General features: G+C 52.1%; 14 protein-coding genes and 2 pseudogenes. 12 read left to right on the top strand and 4 right to left on the bottom strand.

Annotated features, from left to right (window positions below; translation table 11 throughout):
• The first annotated feature begins 29 nt into the window (after positions 1 to 29).
• The gene (locus tag KXG62_RS28560; protein WP_218095431.1) at positions 30 to 1,445 is read left to right on the top strand and encodes an NCS2 family permease; all 1,416 of its coding nucleotides are present in this window, start codon (positions 30 to 32) and stop codon (positions 1,443 to 1,445) included.
• Between the two features lie 608 nt (positions 1,446 to 2,053).
• Complete coding sequence (locus KXG62_RS28555; RefSeq protein WP_218095430.1) at positions 2,054 to 4,534, top strand: hypothetical protein; 2,481 nt, start codon at positions 2,054 to 2,056, stop codon at positions 4,532 to 4,534.
• Positions 4,535 to 4,807: 273 nt separating this feature from the next.
• Here the strand turns inward: KXG62_RS28555 and KXG62_RS28550 are convergent, their stop codons facing one another.
• Positions 4,808 to 6,775, bottom strand: coding sequence for an ABC-F family ATP-binding cassette domain-containing protein (locus tag KXG62_RS28550; protein WP_218095429.1), 1,968 nt, complete (start codon positions 6,773 to 6,775; stop codon positions 4,808 to 4,810).
• Between the two features lie 298 nt (positions 6,776 to 7,073).
• On the opposite strand from KXG62_RS28550, the gene KXG62_RS28545 reads away from it, so the two are divergent.
• The 9 genes from KXG62_RS28545 to groL all read left to right on the top strand — a co-directional run bounded on the left by KXG62_RS28545 (position 7,074) and on the right by groL (position 14,231).
• Positions 7,074 to 7,769 carry an endonuclease/exonuclease/phosphatase family protein gene (locus KXG62_RS28545; RefSeq protein ID WP_218095428.1) on the top strand — a complete coding sequence of 232 codons (696 nt, stop codon included), beginning with the start codon at positions 7,074 to 7,076 and terminating at the stop codon, positions 7,767 to 7,769.
• A 201-nt stretch (positions 7,770 to 7,970) separates the two neighbouring features.
• The gene (locus KXG62_RS28540; RefSeq protein WP_218095427.1) at positions 7,971 to 8,603 is read left to right on the top strand and encodes a 5-formyltetrahydrofolate cyclo-ligase; all 633 of its coding nucleotides are present in this window, start codon (positions 7,971 to 7,973) and stop codon (positions 8,601 to 8,603) included.
• On the top strand, positions 8,596 to 9,102 hold the full coding sequence (gene moaC / locus KXG62_RS28535) for a cyclic pyranopterin monophosphate synthase MoaC (protein WP_218095426.1): 507 nt from the start codon (positions 8,596 to 8,598) through the stop codon (positions 9,100 to 9,102). The genes KXG62_RS28540 and moaC overlap by 8 nt, the downstream gene beginning before the upstream one ends.
• Positions 9,103 to 9,217: 115 nt before the next feature.
• Positions 9,218 to 9,709, top strand: a complete 492-nt coding sequence (gene mog, locus KXG62_RS28530) for a molybdopterin adenylyltransferase (protein WP_218095425.1) — start codon at positions 9,218 to 9,220, stop codon at positions 9,707 to 9,709.
• Positions 9,709 to 10,713, top strand: coding sequence for a molybdopterin-binding protein (locus tag KXG62_RS28525; RefSeq protein ID WP_218095424.1), 1,005 nt, complete (start codon positions 9,709 to 9,711; stop codon positions 10,711 to 10,713). Before mog ends, KXG62_RS28525 begins: the two co-directional genes overlap by 1 nt.
• Positions 10,714 to 10,749: 36 nt before the next feature.
• Positions 10,750 to 11,055: a twin-arginine translocase TatA/TatE family subunit gene (gene tatA / locus KXG62_RS28520; RefSeq protein WP_218095423.1), complete on the top strand. Its 306-nt coding sequence runs from the start codon at positions 10,750 to 10,752 to the stop codon at positions 11,053 to 11,055.
• A 40-nt stretch (positions 11,056 to 11,095) separates the two neighbouring features.
• On the top strand, positions 11,096 to 11,848 hold the full coding sequence (gene tatC, locus KXG62_RS28515; protein ID WP_218095422.1) for a twin-arginine translocase subunit TatC: 753 nt from the start codon (positions 11,096 to 11,098) through the stop codon (positions 11,846 to 11,848).
• Between the two features lie 277 nt (positions 11,849 to 12,125).
• Entirely contained in the window at positions 12,126 to 12,407 is a 282-nt protein-coding gene (gene groES, locus KXG62_RS28510; RefSeq protein ID WP_218095421.1) for a co-chaperone GroES, read from the top strand.
• Positions 12,408 to 12,596: 189 nt separating this feature from the next.
• On the top strand, positions 12,597 to 14,231 hold the full coding sequence (gene groL, locus KXG62_RS28505; protein ID WP_218095420.1) for a chaperonin GroEL: 1,635 nt from the start codon (positions 12,597 to 12,599) through the stop codon (positions 14,229 to 14,231).
• Positions 14,232 to 14,551: 320 nt separating this feature from the next.
• Here the strand turns inward: groL and KXG62_RS28500 are convergent, their stop codons facing one another.
• The 3 genes and pseudogenes from KXG62_RS28500 to KXG62_RS34240 all read right to left on the bottom strand — a co-directional run bounded on the left by KXG62_RS28500 (position 14,552) and on the right by KXG62_RS34240 (position 17,966).
• Positions 14,552 to 17,044, bottom strand: a complete 2,493-nt coding sequence (locus KXG62_RS28500) for an O-antigen ligase family protein (RefSeq protein ID WP_218095419.1) — start codon at positions 17,042 to 17,044, stop codon at positions 14,552 to 14,554.
• Between the two features lie 44 nt (positions 17,045 to 17,088).
• Positions 17,089 to 17,348, bottom strand: a pseudogene (locus KXG62_RS34725) (transposase); the annotation flags it as partial.
• 211 nt (positions 17,349 to 17,559) lie between these two features.
• Positions 17,560 to 17,966: pseudogene (locus KXG62_RS34240) on the bottom strand (transposase).
• 168 nt (positions 17,967 to 18,134) lie between these two features.
• Here KXG62_RS34240 and KXG62_RS28480 point away from each other — a divergent pair.
• A complete protein-coding gene (locus tag KXG62_RS28480) occupies positions 18,135 to 18,425 on the top strand; it encodes a transposase (protein WP_218095416.1) in 291 nt (96 codons plus the stop codon).
• Positions 18,426 to 18,567 lie beyond the last annotated feature (142 nt).

The following is an 18,567-nucleotide window of genomic DNA, read 5'->3' as shown; positions in this document are numbered from 1 at the left end:
TCCGATAAACCATTTGGAGGGATTCGGGAATGGATCGGTATTTTAAGCTGAAGGAAAACGGCACCACGGTACGCACCGAGATTATGGCCGGATTGACGACGTTCATGACGATGGCGTATGTGCTCGCCGTAAATCCGAACATCCTTAGCGCATTCGGCTCGGGTGCGACCGGTATGGATTGGACGGCCGTGTTCCTTGCGACCGCGATTGCGGCAGGGGTCATGACCATTGCCATGGGGTTGTTCGTTAACTTTCCGGTCGCTTTGGCGCCGGGCATGGGCTTAAATGCGTATTTCGCTACGGTGATTTTGTCTTCGCAAGGCCAGTTTACGTATCAAATGGCGCTTACGGCAGTATTTATTTCCGGTATTATCTTTATCATTCTTACGGTGACGAAGGTTCGACAACTGCTGCTCGTGGCGGTTCCGGACAGCATCAAGCATGCAATCACCGTCGGGATTGGCTTGTTCATTACGATTATCGGCTTGAAAAACAGCGGCCTGCTGACGGTTGCCGTAGAGGCGGCAAACGATATTCCAAAAGGCAAATATACGGACGTCCTGTCGTTCGAGACCGTATTCCATATCGGCAGCATGCATGATGTCAACGTCATTCTTTGCGTCATCGGGCTAATTCTCATTTCCATCCTGATGGTCATGCGCGTGCGTGGCGCGATTTTGTTCGGCATTCTGCTTACGACGCTGATCGGCGTCTTCCTGCACAATCCGGATGGCAGCCCGGTTGTCAACTTCGCGAACCTGGGATCGGATAAAACCACCTGGGTGCCGGATCTCAGCAAACTGGCATTTGCCCACTTTGATTTTGCAGGCATAATGAATGCAGGGATTGTATCTGTTATTGCGACGTTTACGTTCGTTGAATTGTTCGATACGTTCGGTACGATGGTCGGTACGGCTAACCGCGCCGGCTTTATGAAAAATAAAGAAGAAGGCAACAAAAAAGTCGGTAAAGCAATGATGGTCGACGCGATCGGCGTAAGCGGCGGCGCGCTTGTCGGGACAAGCACCGTGACGGCCTATGTGGAAAGCTCGGCAGGGATCGCGGAAGGCGGACGCACGGGCTTGACGGCGGTAACGACAGGCGTATGCTTCCTGCTCGCGCTGTTCCTCGCTCCGATTGCGGCGTTGATTCCGGGCGCAGCGACATCGGCGGCCTTAATCGTCGTTGGCGTGCTCATGATGCAAGCGGTACGCGAAATCGATTTTCAAGACATGGTGTACGCGATTCCGTCCTTCTTGACGATTGCGCTGATGCCTTTCACTTACAATATCGCTAACGGCATTTCGTTCGGTATCGTGACGTATGTCATCCTTGGTACCGTAGCGAATGCGAGCGGCAAAGGGCAATATAAGGTTCACTGGCTTATGTGGGTTTTGGCAATTCTGATCGTTCTGCGCTATGTGTTGATTGGCGGCGAAGGTTAAGCATTCGCTGACGGCGTTTCTTTACTCGTGTGACCAGCCTCGGTATCCGACAATGTTCGGGTATCGGGGCTTTTTTATAGGGAAGTATACGAAACGACAGAGCACGCGATGAGGCATTTGACAACGGTGTGATCGCATACTAATCCAATCTCATAATGGACCGAAAAGGCTGTGGATATTAGTTATCCACAGCCTTTGTGGATAATGGGGATAAGTCGAAAAAATGGCGTTATAATCATGAAAAATATACACTGGCATACTGCAGGCGAGTGGATAATTTTTTCACAAGAGGTCTGTGGATAGTGTGAATAAGTCTGTGGATTTAAAAATAAACGCTGATTTTTCTGGGGAAAACGACATTTTTTTCTGGGGATAATGTTGGGGATAAAGGTAAGCAGCCTCCTCCTTATGCACATGCCGGATAAAGCGGTTGAAAATGGGCAAAGTACGGGTAAATAAGCCGGTTCGATACGGCAAGTGCACTGCTCGGTACGGTTCGTGCCTCAAGCTTTCCACTGTGACGAGCGCACCGTAATGAGCGGAAACGGGGGAGCATGACGATGCGTGGCTGCGGATATGGTTGGATACGAGGGGAAGCCGGGTTGCCCTTGGCTGTGCGGGTTTTCGTACTAGGGCTCCTTCTGATGACGGCGGCTGATCCGCTTCTTGGTTATGCGCTTCCGCTGCCCAATGGGGAAAGCGATGTGCCATTACAGGAGTATAGGGCATCGAATGATTCGAGCGCGGGCATGCATCGCCGAGTTACGATTGTTTCCATTCCGTATCTTTCGTTTATGGAATTGGATGCAAGCGGGTTGGAAGCGTACCCTGGCTTTCGCGAGCTTGCGTCGAACGGCAGCTGGGCTGCGATGAATGTTCGTTTGCCGTACAAAGGGCTGGAGTCTGTGTATGCCACATGGGGGGCGGGGCAGTCGGTTGACGCACGCGGGGCGGAGGTGTGGGGCGCTTCGGAACGGCGGGACGGTCAAACGGCTGCGGCGATGCTGGAACGATATGCCAGGCGGAATGCGGGACAATCATTGTCTGGCGTGACGGTTCCCTCCATCGAGGCGATTCGGCGCAAACAATCCGGCGGCAGCGAAGCCGTGCCGGGACAGCTCGGCGAAACGCTCAGACGTCATGGCGTTCGCCTCGCCGTATGGAGTGCGCTGGACATCCCGCTCAGCGGAAAGGTCCATGCGCGCCGGCCCGCGTCGCTGATGGTGATGGACGAGCGGGGAACGGTCGAGCACGGAACCGTCGGCAGCGGCATGCTGGAGACGGATGGCCGGATGCCTTATGGCGTGATTACGCGGTACGAGCTGCTGTATGACCAATGGGAGCGGGAACTGAAGCGGGGCGACAACGGAGTATTGGCGGTTGTGGAAATCGGGGATTTATACCGGTTGTATGAGGAAAAAGATAACTATGTGCCCGAGCAGTTCCTTCGGCTGAAACAAGAAATTATGGCCCGTATCGATCGTTTTCTCGGCCGGTTGCTGATGGACCTCCGTACTTATGGAAACGACGGAGTGCTGTGGCTGCTCAGCCCGCAGGTACATCCGGAGGCGATGAAGGAGAAATGGATGCTAACGCCGGCCGTGCGATGGCAGGCTCAGGCGGTGACGGCAGCTGGCGGGCTGCTTGTCTCGGGGACGACGCAAAGACCGGGCGTTATCGCGGCTGCCGATATTGCCCCTACGATGCTGCGGGAATTCGGCTTGCCGGTCCCGCATTCCATGGCGGGTCTCCCGGTGGAGGCGGACGACCGGTTGGATGCTAAATATATCGGGCTGGGGGCACGGGCGGCCGCCCAAGGGCAGTGGAAGAGCGACGCTGATGTGGCGGCGTTTGATGCACTTTTGCAGGACGTGAAGCGCAAGGCGCAAGTGTATAAGCTTCGTCCGCCGCTGCTCTATGGGCTTGCCGTGTTCGAGGTAGGAGCTATGCTGCTGGGGCTTTATGCGATCTGGACGAACGGACGCTCCGTCCTGCTGCAAGCGGTCACGCGGTCGTTGCTATTCGGGGTTCTGCTGCTTCCGGCTGCGCTGTTGATGATGGGATGGCTTATTCGCGGGGATATTTCCGGCGTGACGGTGATGGTCGTGGCCGGCATGCTTGCGGGGGGCTGCGCCGCCTCCTTCTATGCCACGTCGAAGCCTCGATTGATTCGGGCTTGTGGCTGGGCGGGAGCCGTTGTTGCACTGCTTATATTGGTAGACGGACTCATCGGTGCACCGGCGATGAAATATTCCGTACTCGGCTACGATGTCATGATCGGCGCACGCTACTACGGCATCGGCAACGAGTTCATGGGCGTGCTGCTCGGTGCGGCGGTGCTCGGGCTCACCGCCTTGCTGCAGGTACGGGCGGAGCGGGATCCATGCCTGCCGCCGTCCATGCCGCGTCGGCAGGCGATCACGCCGGTCGCGCTCGCGGGCGTCGGCATCGCCGGCTATCTTGCGGCGCCGGCGCTGGGCACGAACGCCGGCGGCGCCCTGTCCGCGGCCGCGGCGTTCGGCGCGCTCGTCGCGCGCCTACATGCCGGCGGCGCCTTGGGTGGACGCCGGCTCGCCCTTGCGCTCGCGCTGCCGATGGCCGCGGCGCTCGCGGGCTTGTGGCTGCTCAACGTCGCCTGGCTCCCCGGCTCCGCCGGCGGGCCAGGCTCTGTCGCAGCCGCAAGCGCGCCTGCCTCGGCGGCTGCCGGCTCCGGCGGCGTCACCGGCGGGCACGGCAGCCATATTGGCCGTGCCTTCGAGGCGCTGCGCGAGGGGCGGTACGACGCCATCCGTGCCATGATCGCGCGCAAGCTTGCGATGAACCTGCACTTGATCCGCGTCTCCGCCTGGAGTAAGGTGCTGCTCACCGGCCTTGTCGTCATGGCCGTGCTGGTGCTGCGGCCGAAGGGCCGGCTGCGCCGGTGGGGAGAGCGGTACCCGTATTTGATGCACGGGTTCTACGCGAGCGTGATCGGCGTCTTCGCCGCCTTGGCCCTCAATGATTCGGGCATCGTTGCCGCCGCCGCCATGATTGTGTACAGCAGCGTGCCGCTGCTGCTGCTGCGATTGGCGGAGGCGGGAGAGACATAGTCCTTCTATTCCCTATCTCCTAAAAAGAAGACCTTGGAGTCATCATCATGCCGAATGAACTCCAAGGTCTTTTTGTCGATTGTAAAGTTACGTTGTGATTCCTATGCCTACGTTGAACCGCTTGCCAAGATATGCTCGTATCATGACTCGTCGTTTGACCGGGCAGCGCATGGAACGCCGCCGCTTTTGCTCAATCAATCAACGCTGCTTCTTACTCGGCCAAGCAGATCCATGCGATCCTCCGTTAAACAGCTCCGCGCACAGATCGTCCCTTTATTCCGCAAGCTGCTCCCACTGCTCATAGCAATCGGCCAGCTCCGTTTTTTTCGCTTCGAGCAGCGCATTTTTCTCCTGCACGAGCACATAGTTGTTGTACACTTCAGGCAGCGCCAGCTCCGCTTCGATCGCGCCGGTCTCCTCCTCCAGCTGTGCAATCCGCTGCTCGAGCTGCTCCAGCTTCCGCTGGCGGTTCCGCTCTTCGCGCCTTGCTTGCTTGCCGGCTTCGTAGTCGCTTCCGATCCCGTCAGCACCGGCGCTCTCCCTGGCCGGGCTTGCGCCCGCTTGGCCGCCTGCCGCCGTTCGCTTCGCCGTTTCTTCGGCCAGTCGCTGCTGTTCCATCTCCGCGAGCTCCTGCTTTTTCTCCACGTAGTCGTCGTAGTTGCCCAAATAGCCGGTGATGCCTTCCGGACTCAGCTCCAGCATGCTTTCGGCCATTTTATTGAGGAAATACCGGTCATGAGAAATGAACAGCAGCGTGCCTTCGTAATCGATCAGGGCGGATTCAAGCACTTCCTTGCTGTACAAGTCCAAGTGGTTGGTCGGCTCGTCGAGAATAAGGACGTTTGCTTTTTGCAGCATCAGCTTGGCGAGCGCCACACGTGCTTTCTCCCCGCCGCTGAGCGAGCTGACTTTTTTGAACACATCCTCGCCGCTGAACAGGAAGTTGCCGAGAACGGTCCGGATGCGCGCTTCTTCCATATGGGGATACGCGTTCCAAAGCTCGTCCAGAACGGTATGATTCGGATTCAGCCCCGTTTGTTCCTGATCGTAGTAGCCGATACGCACATTGGCGCCCCATTCGAATGCCCCGCGGTCCGGTTGGTGCTGTCCGATTAACGTTTTGAGCAGTGTCGACTTGCCTACACCGTTCGGTCCGATCAAGGCGGCCGTATCCCCGCGGTGCAGCTGGAACGTGACGTTTTTCACCAGCGGCTTGCTGCCGTCATACGACACGGCGACATTGCGCACGTCAAGTACATCGCGCCCGGAAGGCGTTTCGACCTCGAACGAGAAGCTCGCTCGTTTCAATTCGCCCTGCGGCTTATCCAGACGTTCCATCTTATCGAGCGCTTTGCGGCGGCTCTGCGCCCGCTTGGTCGTGGAAGCACGGACGATGTTGCGCTGAATGAACTCCTCCATCTTGGCGATTTCTTCCTGCTGCTTCTCGAACTGCTTCAGCTGTACCTCGTAATCGGCCGCCTTCAGTTCAATGAAGCGGGAGTAATTGCCGGTGTAACGGCGGGAGGACGTTCGTTCGATTTCATAGATGGCATCCACGAGTGCATCCAGAAAATACCGGTCGTGCGATACAACGACAATTGCGCCGGCATACGATCGCAAATATTGCTCGAGCCATGTCAAGGTCGCAATATCCAGATGGTTGGTCGGCTCGTCCAGCAGGAGAAGGTCTGGCGCTTCAAGCAGCATTTTGGCAAGGGCGAGCCGGGTCTTCTGACCGCCGCTTAACGCTTGACACGGAGTGGAGGGGTCCATCTCGCCAAAGCCCATACCGCTTAAAATCCCGCGAATTTTCGCCTCAATTTCATAGCCGCCCTGTTCGCGGAACGTGTCCGACAGTTTGGCGTAGCGCGACATCGTTTCCTCGGTCTTTTTTTCATCCTCGAGGATGAGCGGGTCGGACATTAACGTTTCCAGCCGGCGAAGCTCGCGCTCGGTTTCGATCAGCCCCGAAAACACACTCAACAGCTCGTCCCATATCGAACGGTTGGAATGCAGGCCGCTGTTTTGCTTCAAATAGCCGACCTTTGTTTCTTTTGCTTTAAATATGTTTCCGCTGTCATAGGAGAGCTCGCCGGCGATAATTTGCAGCAGGGTTGACTTGCCGGCGCCGTTCACGCCGACGAGCCCGATGCGTTCCCGCGGCTCGACTTGGAGTGATATATTGGAAAGCACGGCCGTGACGCCGTAGCTCTTCTGAATTCCTGATACTTGCAGCAGCATGATAAGCCTCCCGAATCTCGGTTTCTTCTATTAAAAATGTAGAGTATGCTCCATCAGTGTAGCACATTCTGCGCCTGATTTCGATTTCCAACGGTTTACTTGTATACAAACGGAATCGCTGTAACGTATGCTCGGTGTACTGTCTGAACCATTTTACGAAAAATGGGGTTGAATCGCTATGCTGCCGACTGCTGTGCTGAGCAGAACCGCTGGCCGATTCTTGCTTTTGCTCATGATGTGGATAGGAACCATGATGCTCATAGATTCATTAACGACAGCCCAGGTGGCTACCTCCGCTTTGAAACGGGATGAAGCTCCGGCTGAGCTGCGCGTCGCAACATATAATATACGGCATGCAGAAGGCTTGGACGGGAAGGTAAGTGCTGAGGCCATTGCCGAGCAGCTCCGCTGGCTCCATGCGGACGTCATCGCGCTGCAGGAAGTCGACCGTTATAAGTGGCGCAGCGGGTTTCGCGATCAGGCGGCGTATTTGGCCCGCGAGGCGGGGATGCATTATGTGTTCGCGCCTTCGATCCGGAGCGGAATATCTGCATATGGCATTGCCTTGTTAAGCCGTTATCCGCTGAAGGCGCCGCGGCAGTATAAGCTGAGCGGAGGTCGGGAGCCAAGAAGTCTATTGACGGCAGAGCTGAATCTTGGCGGGCGGACCATTACCATTGCGACGACGCATCTCGGAGTCGCGGCTGCAGACAGGCATTTGCAAATGCCGCAGTTGAGTCATTGGTTAGGGGATATTCAGGAACCGCTGCTGCTTATGGGGGATTTTAACAGCGAATCGCCAGGAATGGAAGGCCCAGGGCTTCTTCGTCTGAAGTTTCCCGAACCGACTCCCACGGTCCTGAAGGGTGGAGAAATCGATCATATTTTCATAAGCTCCGAGCTTGCTTATGAGACGCCGGCCGCCGTCGTACCGAGCAAGGCATCCGATCATGTTCCTGTTGTAGCCGATCTTGTTCTAAAAGGCGAAAGATAAGCCGCAACATCGGCGCAGAGGCAGTTTTCCCGGGAAATATTCGATTCCCGCCTTTATTCGCGATTTTACAAGCAATTATGGTACACTATATATACAAAGACGTTCGTATGTTAACACTCGCAAGAAAAGATTTGCCATAAATCGTTCGCAGCATTAGAATGTGGTTAACCAAGAATCGACCCGCTGAAGAGAGGCCGTTTCATGAATATAAAAGAGAAAAAGATCGAGCTTCGCCGACAGGCGGAGGCCGTCCGCGCCGCCATTACGGAGGAAGGACGCAGGCAGAAATCGAATAAAATATGTGAAACGCTGCTCGGCCGGCTGGAAGATCTGCTGAGGCCGGATCCTTCGGTCAGACGAAAGCCGACACTGTTTACTTACATGCCAGTCAAAACAGAAGTGGATGTAACGCCCGTATTGGAAGCTTGCTGGAAGCGGTCATGGCGCGTCGTCGTTCCGAAGGTCGTTCCGGCGTACAAGCAGCTCAAATTGTTCGAAATCCGATCTTACGAGGATTTGGAGCAAGGGACGTGGGGCATCCCCGAACCGGTGGCCAAAGCGCCGCAGCTGTACGATATCCGTCAGCTTGACGTGGCGCTTGTGCCAGGTCTTGCATTTGATTTGAAGATGGGCAGGCTCGGATACGGCGGAGGCTTTTACGACCGGTTCATGCAGCAGTACGTGCGTACGGGACTACCGAAACCGTATATTATCGCCGCTGCCTTCGACGAGCAGGTGATCGATGAGGTTCCGATGGGACTGTTTGACTTTCGGATTGACGAACTCGTTACGGATCTACGTGTAGTAGGGAGAGGGGCGGAGACAAATGTCTGATTCCATGGAGCAAGCCGGAAGTTTGACTCATTTTAACGAGCAGGGGCGCGCCCGCATGGTGGACATCACGGAGAAGCAGGACACTGTCCGGACGGCGACCGCTCGAACGACGGTCTCCATGCAGCCTTCTACGCTTGCGCTGATCAAGCAGGGGAAGATCGGCAAAGGCGACGTGCTGGCCGTCGCGCAAGTAGCGGCCGTGATGGCGGCGAAAAAAACATCCGACTGGATTCCGATGTGCCATCCGCTGTCGTTAAGCGGCGTGGACGTTCGGTTTGCCGACTTTGAGGACGGGCGTCTGCAAATCGAAGCGACTGTCAAAACAAAGGGGCCGACCGGCGTGGAGATGGAGGCTCTTACCGCTGTATCCGCGGCTGCGCTCACTGTATATGATATGTGTAAGGCGGCGGAGAAAGCAATGCAGATCGGACCGACGCTGCTCGTCAGCAAAACCGGCGGAAAGAGCGGCGATTTCCATCATCCGTCGTTATCATCCTAGAACGGAAGCTTTGCATAGGCACGGATAACGGATATATCATCATCGGATAGCTTCGAATAGAAGCTTTTCATACATATTATAATGACAAGGAACTGTACGGGAGAGGAGCAGGCTTATGCGCTGGAAAGTGGCTATCTTAACCGCTAGCGACCGCGGTTTCCGTGGAGAAAGAGAAGACACTAGTGCACAGGTGATCCGGGAGCTGATCGAGGAGGAGATGAGCGGAGAGATTATCGAGTATCGCGTCGTCCCGGACGAGAAGGATGAGATTATGGCTGCGCTCATCGAGATGACGGATTACTTCAAAGCCGATCTCATATTGACGACCGGAGGGACAGGAATGGCTGTCCGCGATGTGACGCCGGAAGCGACGCTGGAGGTGATCGACCGCCATGCCCCCGGCTTCGCCGAAGCGATGCGCATGTATTCGATGACGAAGACGCCGCGTGCGATGCTTTCCCGCGCTGTCTCGGGCATTCGCGGCCGGACGCTGATCATTAACCTTCCAGGCAGCCCCAAGGGCGTCTCTGAGAATCTCTCCGCCATTATCGATCAACTGCCGCATGCGCTTGGGATTTTGACTGGACGGGAAGGGGATCACGGCTGATGAAGCAGCAATCGATGCTGGAGGAGGTTAAGGTCGAAGAGGCCGTCGGCATGGTGCTGGCGCATGATTTGACGCAAATCATCCCGGGGCAATTCAAAGGACGTTTGTTCAAAAAAGGTCATGTGATTCGTGAGGAAGATATTCCTGCGCTCCTCAGCATCGGGAAGGAACATATTTATACGATTCGGCTGGAGGCAGGATATTTGCACGAGGACGAGGCTGCTTTCCGCATGGCGAAAGCGGCGCAAGGGTCTCAGGTGGAGCTGACGGACCCTCATGAAGGCAAAATTACGCTAAAAGCGGCTATTCATGGGCTGGCCAAAATCGATAAAGCCCGCATTGACCGGGTCAATGCGTTGGATCAAGTGATTATGTCAACGATCAAGACCAATACGGTCGTAGCGCCAGGCAAACCGCTGATGGGTACCCGGGTGATTCCGCTCATTATGGAAGAAGCCAAAATAGCCGCAGTGGAACGGATTGCCGCGGATGGGGATGGGCCGATCGTCGAGGTGAAACCGTTCCGCAAGCTGCGGGCCGGTCTCATCACGACAGGAAGCGAAGTATTCAAAGGCCGGATACAAGATAAATTCGGGCCGATCGTCCGTGAGAAGCTGGCAGCGCTTGGCTCGGAGGTGATCGAGCAGCGTATGGCACCGGACGACAGCGACACGATTGTTCGCGAGATTCACCGGTTTTTGCACGAAGACCGTGCGGATCTCATTCTTGTCACCGGAGGCATGTCGGTAGATCCCGATGACCGGACACCGGGAGCGATCAAACAGGCCGGTGCGCGCGTTGTCAGTTATGGTACGCCGATGCTTCCCGGCTCGATGCTGCTCATCGGCTATTTGGGCGATGTGCCGGTAATGGGCTTGCCAGGCTGCGTGATGCATGATCCGTACACGTCCTTCGACGTGCTGCTGCCGCGTATTTGCGCCGGCGAGGAGATTACCCGCGAAGATATTATGGAGATGGGGTATAGCGGCCTGTATGGCTGTTAAACTTGCACATACTTTTACCGGAAAGGAACGATTCCGATGTTTGGAAACATAGGCTTCGGAGAATTGCTGCTGATCGGGCTTCTTGCACTGATTTTGTTCGGGCCGAATAAACTGCCGGAGCTGGGCCGCTCCCTGGGGAAAACGATCCGCGAATTCAAGCAGGGAGCACGTGATCTGCTCGGAGACGAGCCAGAGGCGCCGCGCGCGCGCAAAGATGTGACGCCGCCGGCGCCAGCGCAGGCACCGGAACCGGACGCTCCAAAGCCGCCGGGAGCGGGAACGGAGCCATCCGCTTCGCAGCCGCAAGCCGATCGTCAAGATTCACGCAGACTTCCCGATTAACGGACTGGAGACTTTGGAATGGTAGGTTGGTGATCGTTACATGGAAAACGATGAAGGCATGTCGCTTGTCGAGCACCTGACAGAGCTGCGCAAAAGACTGATATGGGTGGCCCTCGTACTTGTCGTCGGTATGGTAATCGGACTTATATTTGCTCAACCGCTGATCGTCTATTTAAAAAGCGTCCCCCCGGCCAACCAAATTTTTTGGAACGTGTTCTCGCCGTGGGATGCGATCAAAATGTACATGAACTTTGCCTTCGTCATGGGACTTATCATTGCGCTTCCTTTTACGATGTATCAGCTGTGGTCTTTTCTCAAACCGGGCCTGCGGGAAGAGGAACAGAAAGCTTCGCTGATGTTCGTTCCGTTCGCGCTCGTTTTGTTTTTGATCGGCCTGGCTTTCGGCTATTTCGTCGTGTTCAAGATGGCATTTCTTTTTACGTCCGCTGTTACGAAAAATTTGCAGCTGCAGGAGACCTACGGCATTACGCAGTATTTCTCTTTCATGTTCAACATTATATTGCCGCTGTCCCTCTTGTTTGAGCTGCCGATCGTCGTCATGTTTTTGACCAAGCTGCGGCTGCTCAATCCGATGAGGCTGCGCAAAATGCGCCGGTATGCCTATTTGCTGCTGGTGGTCGTGGCCACGATGATTACGCCGCCAGACGCCACATCGGCCATTATCGTCGCCGTGCCGATGATCGTGCTGTACGAGTTCAGCGTCTTCTTGTCCGGTATCGTATACCGCAAGCAGCTGCTGCAGGATCAGCAGTGGGAGACGGAGCGGGGCTAATCTCGCTATTTTAACCGAATATATACCTCATGGGCTGCCGGCTTTCACAACTGCATTTTGCAGGAGAGCCGGCAGTTCTTGTTGGAAAATGTCGTATATTTTCGAATGGTGTGGATACAATGAGGTGAGTGCGGGTTTATCTTAATTTGACAACAAAACAATACAAAACTACTTGCAAAATTGTCGCGAAGTGATTATTATAAGAATTGTTGTTAGCACTAGCCACATTCGAGTGCTGATAAGACCGTACCACCATATCAAAGGAGGCTATTTTCTCATGATCAAACCATTGGGTGATCGCGTAGTTATCGAAGCCATCGCTAAGGAGGAAACGACTGCAAGCGGAATCGTACTGCCTGACACGGCGAAAGAAAAGCCGCAAGAAGGCAAAGTCGTAGCCGTAGGCAGCGGTACACTCAAGGACGGCGAACGTGTTGCGCTTGAGTTGAAGGAAGGCGACCGCGTCATTTTCTCCAAATATGCCGGTACTGAAGTGAAATTCGACGGCCGCGAGCTGCTCATTATGCGCGAAAGCGACGTTCTGGCCATTCTGGGCTAAGACCATCGCCAAAACCTGTTGGCAACTGAGATCGCGGCAAACGATCTAACCGTTGCAATTCGTTAACAACGGAGATCGTTGCATTTGATCTAGCCGTTGCAGCGCACATACTTAAGTTTTGTGCAATTACTTAGGAAAATATCCGAAACGCAAAATACATTCAAACCATTATCTTGGGAGGGTACACACATGGCTAAAGAAATCAAGTTCAGTGAAGAAGCTCGCCGCGGCATGCTTCGCGGGGTTGACGCGCTTGCAAATGCCGTTAAAGTTACTTTGGGTCCAAAAGGCCGCAACGTGGTGCTGGAGAAAAAATTCGGCAGCCCGCTGATCACGAACGACGGTGTAACGATCGCCAAAGAAATCGAGCTCGAAGACGCATTCGAGAACATGGGCGCACAACTCGTTAAAGAAGTCGCTACGAAAACGAACGACGTTGCCGGCGACGGTACGACGACAGCTACGGTACTCGCTCAAGCGATGATCCGCGAAGGCCTGAAAAACGTAACTGCAGGCGCAAACCCGATGGTCATTCGCAAAGGCATCGACAAGGCCGTTAAAGCGGCTGTAGAGGAGCTGCAAAAGATCGCGAAGCCGATCGAAGGCAAAAACTCTATCGCTCAAGTAGCGGCCATCTCCGCTGCTGACGAAGAGGTAGGTCAACTGATCGCCGAAGCCATGGAAAAAGTAGGTAAAGACGGCGTTATCACCGTGGAAGAGTCCAAAGGCTTCGCTACGGAGCTGGAAGTGGTTGAAGGGATGCAATTCGACCGCGGCTACATTTCCCCGTACATGATCACGGACACGGATAAAATGGAAGCTGTTCTCGACAATCCGTTCATCTTGATCACGGACAAAAAAATCTCCAACATCCAAGAGATCTTGCCTGTGCTTGAGAAAGTCGTTCAATCCGGCAAGCAGCTCTTGATCATCGCAGAAGACGTAGAAGGCGAAGCTAACGCTACGCTCGTCGTGAACAAACTGCGCGGCACCTTCACTTGCGTAGCCGTTAAAGCTCCTGGCTTTGGCGACCGCCGCAAAGCGATGCTGGGCGATATCGCGGCTCTTACGGGTGGCCAACTGATCACCGAAGAACTCGGCCTTGAGCTGAAATCGACGACTGTTGACCAACTCGGTTCCGCACGTCAAATTCGCGTAACAAAAGAAAACACGATCATCGTGGACGGCGCTGGCGACAAAAAAGACATCGGCGCACGCATCACGCAAATCCGTGCACAATTGGAAGAAACGACTTCCGACTTCGATAAAGAAAAGCTGCAAGAGCGTCTTGCTAAGCTTGCTGGCGGCGTAGCCGTAGTAAAAGTAGGCGCAGCTACCGAAACCGAGCTGAAAGAGCGCAAACTGCGCATCGAGGACGCGCTGAACGCGACTCGCGCAGCAGTAGAAGAAGGTATCGTTGCAGGCGGCGGTACAGCGCTTGTAAACGTGTATAACGCGGTTACCGCTGTTCAAGCGAACGGCGACGAGCAAACAGGCGTAAACATCGTTCTCCGCGCTCTGGAAGAGCCTGTACGCACGATCGCAGCGAACGCAGGTCAAGAAGGCTCCGTTATCGTTGAGCGCCTGAAAAAAGAAGCTGTAGGCGTAGGCTACAACGCAGCAAGCGGCGAATGGGTGAACATGATCGAAGCAGGTATCGTTGACCCTGCGAAAGTGACTCGCTCCGCACTGCAAAACGCAGCTTCCGTTGCGGCGATGTTCCTGACGACTGAAGCGGTTATCGCAGACAAACCGGAAAAAGAAAAGCCAGCTATGCCTGATATGGGTGGCATGGGCGGTATGGGTGGCATGGGCGGATTCTAATCCGGCCATGATGGAGAAACGGCAGCATCCCTTGGGATGGCTGCCGTTTTTTTATGTTAATGAGGCGCGTCCACCTAGGATGACATCATCCCCTATGCGAAACGTCGATACGTGCAGGTTGCCAGCAGGTAGAGCATAAGGCATCGGTGATGATATATATAACAGAAAGGTTAGGCCGAGGAGAGTGTTGATGTGAGGGAGTTCTTCTTAACTGCCTGTCGTTGAACTTTTTAAAACATTGCTCTCCATAACGGCCGAATCCAAATGAAAAGACCATTCATCCGTCTTTACCAGACGGAGAATGGTCTTTGTTCGAAGCACTAAAACTGCGCGTTAACTAAATTTTGAACTTGCTGCTTTTCGTTAGGATCTTTAGCCGCCAGCTTATCCATTAAAGCTTGATCGTTCTTGCCTTGCTTCTGAAGCGTGGCGAGGTAATAGCGGATAATCATACGCGTCTGGGCTGCTGTTTGAGGATCATCCAGTGAGCCATTGATGCCAATTCGAAGGAAATTTTCCGCGGCAGGGTAATTGCCCCGAATGAATTCGATTTGTCCCAAACCAAGCCCTATATTCGGCGTGACAGAAAACTCTCGGCCTTGCGCTTGTTCTTTTGGCAGGGATTCCAATGTTTTCATTTTATTCAGTACAATATTATAAGTTTCAAATGCTACATCCCAATACTGGTTTTGTAATTGCGTGTTCTTTTCCGCTCTAGCTTTATTTCCCAGATCGGCTGCTAATGAAATGCTTTTTTCATATAAAGAGATATCCCATTTGAAATTATTAATTTCAGCCTTGGCAACCTCTAACGCCTTTGGTAGCTGCTCTTTTACAGCATAAGCGTATATTTGTTTATCGACAGCCGGTCTGTTATGAGGCTCTTGCCGCTTCAGTTGCTCAAGTAAAGCCAAGGCCTCTGTGTAATATTTCTCGTCTTTGCTTTGGTTGTAGAGCTGCAAGAGCATATCTATTTTACTGTTCGTATAATCCGGATGAAGCGGACGATTTTTTAAAGCTTTATCTAACGGCGTTGTAATCTCAGTAAGTCCTTTGCCGCTGGACGATGCGGCAGCCGCCGCTCGAAATAAGCTGTTTGCTGAAAGCGATTTGACCGCGGCTACGAAGCATATGACAGATAACACGATAAGTATGGAGGGATATATCCATCTGTATTTGATTACTCGTTCCTTCCAATTTCCTTTTAATTCAATCGCATCGGAAGAGATCATGACTCCCAAACTTAAGAAAACCAGCATTCCTAAATATACATAACTTAAATCAAAGTCAATCATACTATGCACGAGCAAAGAGATCGCAAGAATGTAAAAAATAAATCGTCTGTCCCTTGTCGTATCGTCCTGCTTTATAAAATTTCGAATATAAACGTACAATATAGCTGCTAAAATCAATATGAAAACCAATAGTCCGACAATTCCGACCTCTACGAGATATTGAAGAAAGAAGTTATGTGCTTGTCGGCTGGTATACGGGTTATTTTGATATTTTTCATATAACGCGGACCAAGCACCACCGCCGGCCCCAAATACCGGGTAGTCGGCCGAAAGTTTTAATGCATCTATATAGAATGTTCCGCGTTCAAGAACGCTGTGCTGCTGGAAATTGATATTTTCGATCCGGGTCCGTACATTTTCCGGAAGCAGTTTGGTTAATCCAAGATCACTGAATAGAACCGTAACACCGATTCCGCCGACTACGATGGCTACGACGGGAATTGCAATATTAGCGAAACGAAACTTGTTAAAACGATCCAGTATTTTCTGCAACCAGGAAGCAGCAAATTTTTGAATTAAAACCGCAAGTATAGCATTTATCAAAGAAACAGTAAGCAGCGTAGTCCAGCCTGTGATGTACTGACTTACATTAAAGTCTTTGTTGAGTTGAATACCCAGATTTGTTATTTTTGTAAGGATAATGAGTGATAAGCCAAATGAAACTATTAAATGAATGATATAAAGCACTTGTCTGTATGGTTTCAAGAATGGAAGCACCAACAACAGCACAACAGGGAGGATGACTAAACCGCCGCGAGATAACGTTAGAAAAAACGAAATGATAATTGGAATTGCCATAAAGCCATGTATTCCGACACTGTACCATTTCTTTGATGATAACACTAAAAATAAAGTGCAGAGTAACGCGGCAATCAAAAAAGCGGCATAGCTGTTTGCATATTGGAATACGGATGTAAGCCGCAGACCGTTTGAGTCTATCATTACAGCATCGCGATAATAAGGTTCAACCATGCCTGAAGCGAACCATTTGATCCAGTTATATGTCGTGATTTTGTTTCCAAGCCAATTAAATACCCCGAACAATACGATAATATAGGCTGAAGTTATGAAGCCATTCTTGAGAATTGCCGCCCCAAGGTCATTTCTGGCGACATAATATGCTAGCAACAAAAAGATGATATAGATCGATTGGATGTAAATCATATTGATTGCATTATAGTGCGAACCTGCATTAACAAGAGATATTACATAAGTTAGTGGAATGAGCCAAGCGGCCACGCTAACCATGTCGGATGTTGTCTTCATCTTCCAATAATAAAAGCCGTAAATCGCTATTAGTAAAAGGATGATGCTCGACCAAACGAAGGCTGAGTAGATCGGTCTTTCGAAGTCGAAGCTGTTTCCATTGAATAAGCCTTTCTGAAAAGGGGACCAGATAAGAAATAGTATAGTGAAAGAACTTAGAAGCCAAAAGAGTAATGAATTATTTTCGGATAAAGTGGCGTTTTTTTTTGTGCCTGATGAATACCCGTAAGTCTGATTCTTCTTGGTTTTCATGATTAACTCCTTTTATTCGATATTACCTGACAATCCTTTTCATTTTAGCATATTATTTGGTTTAAATCATTAGCTTTAGTGGAAGCGTCAAGAAGTTTATATGCAGACTGTGCCAAGTCGGCGTCAGCCGCGTTGTAGATCGTCTTCAGATCGTTCATGACTTCAACTTTCCTCGGATCTTTGGGAACGTGTTCCGCATTTTGTGCGTAATGGAACGCGGAACATCTGCTTTCGGATACGTTTCTTTAAAGGCTTCTTCCAATCCCGGTAAGCCATCGAAGATACCAAGCAAGACTTCCGTAGCTCCGCAGCGTGTAAGTCCTTAAGAACGTCTCGCCAGCCGTTTGAACTTTCATGGCCACAAATATGTAGAAGCCGAGGATTTGTCGGTACCCTTGTTCAAATGATCCCCATAGCGAAGTAAATGACTTCGCTTTGAATGCTTTGCCGCTTCAATTTGCAGTAGAGCCCATCCAGATAGATGACCGAATAACGGTTCTCTAGCGGCCCTTCTCTCATTGTTCAATGTCTTCCAGCACCGTGCCCGTTATGTTTCCTACTGTGGAAGAGAGTCCGAACATCCCTTCGATAAAGCGAGCTACGTCACGTGTGCTCATACCACCCTTGTACTTGTGGATAACGGCCTCTTCTAGCCAGCCATCACGGCGCTGGCAGGTTCGAATCCATGCGTTTGAAACTTGCCTCTACGGTCTCGTGGCACCTGTAGAACGTCAATTTTACCGTAGCGTGTGTCTAATGTCCGTTTATAGTAGCCGTTACGTGAGTTGCGTTCGTTCGCCTGCTCGACATGGATGAAGTTTCGAATTTCTTCGTTCATAATGTGCTTTAGCTTTTCTTTGACAAAGTTCCTAACAAGATTTTCAAGTAGATCAATAAGGCCTATTTCATGTAAAGTGTTCATGAGTAGGTTCTTTTCTTGGTGACTTCAGCAAACCCGAGAATACCCTACTTTTTTGTTGTCTGTGAAGGCTACGAATTTTGTTACACAAACTATTTCACTTCATCCTGACCCTGCCCCAAATAGATAGACACATAGAAAATCTCTAAAATAAATGATGGAGGGATTCGAATGGGGCAGAAGAAATTTGATAAGGCGTTTAAAGAACAGGCTGTACTCCGTATTCTTAGTGGAGAATCGACAGCTTCGGAGACAGCAAAGGAGATTGGTGTTCATTACACCACAGTTCGAGACTGGGTGAAGAACTACAAGCAGGATGGAATAAGCGCCTTTCCATGCAGCGGAAACCTTAAGCCCGAAGACGAAGAGCTTCGGAAACTTCGTAAGCAGTTGGCTGATCTTAAGGAAGAGAATGAAATCTTAAAAAAAGCGGCGGCCTACTTCGCGAAATATCTGAAATAAATACGTTCAATTTTATTTATGAACTCAACTTTCGCAGCTTGAAATTGGCAAATAAGCCTTGATGTAGCTAGGCAAACCGGCAGTCCAATTCTGGAGTTGACGATGAATTAGCATTGAGATTCGCTTTCCTGCCTTCGCGGCA

It is taken from the genome of Paenibacillus solanacearum (assembly GCF_910593845.1).
Lineage (GTDB): Bacteria > Bacillota > Bacilli > Paenibacillales > NBRC-103111 > Paenibacillus_G > Paenibacillus_G solanacearum.
The sequence above is the reverse complement of the archived record's forward strand: the minus strand, read 5'-3'. Positions and strand labels throughout refer to the sequence as shown.

Bases quoted from the DNA above. Each gene is read 5' to 3' on its own strand.
- KXG62_RS28560 (WP_218095431.1), top strand. From the start codon at position 30: ATGGATCGGTATTTTAAGCTGAAGGAAAACGGCACCACGGTACGCACC.
- KXG62_RS28550 (WP_218095429.1), bottom strand. From the start codon at position 6,775: ATGCTGCTGCAAGTATCAGGAATTCAGAAGAGCTACGGCGTCACGGCC.
- KXG62_RS28540 (WP_218095427.1), top strand. From the start codon at position 7,971: ATGAATATAAAAGAGAAAAAGATCGAGCTTCGCCGACAGGCGGAGGCC.
- moaC (WP_218095426.1), top strand. From the start codon at position 8,596: ATGTCTGATTCCATGGAGCAAGCCGGAAGTTTGACTCATTTTAACGAG.
- mog (WP_218095425.1), top strand. From the start codon at position 9,218: ATGCGCTGGAAAGTGGCTATCTTAACCGCTAGCGACCGCGGTTTCCGT.
- KXG62_RS28525 (WP_218095424.1), top strand. From the start codon at position 9,709: ATGAAGCAGCAATCGATGCTGGAGGAGGTTAAGGTCGAAGAGGCCGTC.
- tatA (WP_218095423.1), top strand. From the start codon at position 10,750: ATGTTTGGAAACATAGGCTTCGGAGAATTGCTGCTGATCGGGCTTCTT.
- tatC (WP_218095422.1), top strand. From the start codon at position 11,096: ATGGAAAACGATGAAGGCATGTCGCTTGTCGAGCACCTGACAGAGCTG.
- groES (WP_218095421.1), top strand. From the start codon at position 12,126: ATGATCAAACCATTGGGTGATCGCGTAGTTATCGAAGCCATCGCTAAG.
- groL (WP_218095420.1), top strand. From the start codon at position 12,597: ATGGCTAAAGAAATCAAGTTCAGTGAAGAAGCTCGCCGCGGCATGCTT.
- KXG62_RS28500 (WP_218095419.1), bottom strand. From the start codon at position 17,044: ATGAAAACCAAGAAGAATCAGACTTACGGGTATTCATCAGGCACAAAA.
- KXG62_RS28480 (WP_218095416.1), top strand. From the start codon at position 18,135: ATGGGGCAGAAGAAATTTGATAAGGCGTTTAAAGAACAGGCTGTACTC.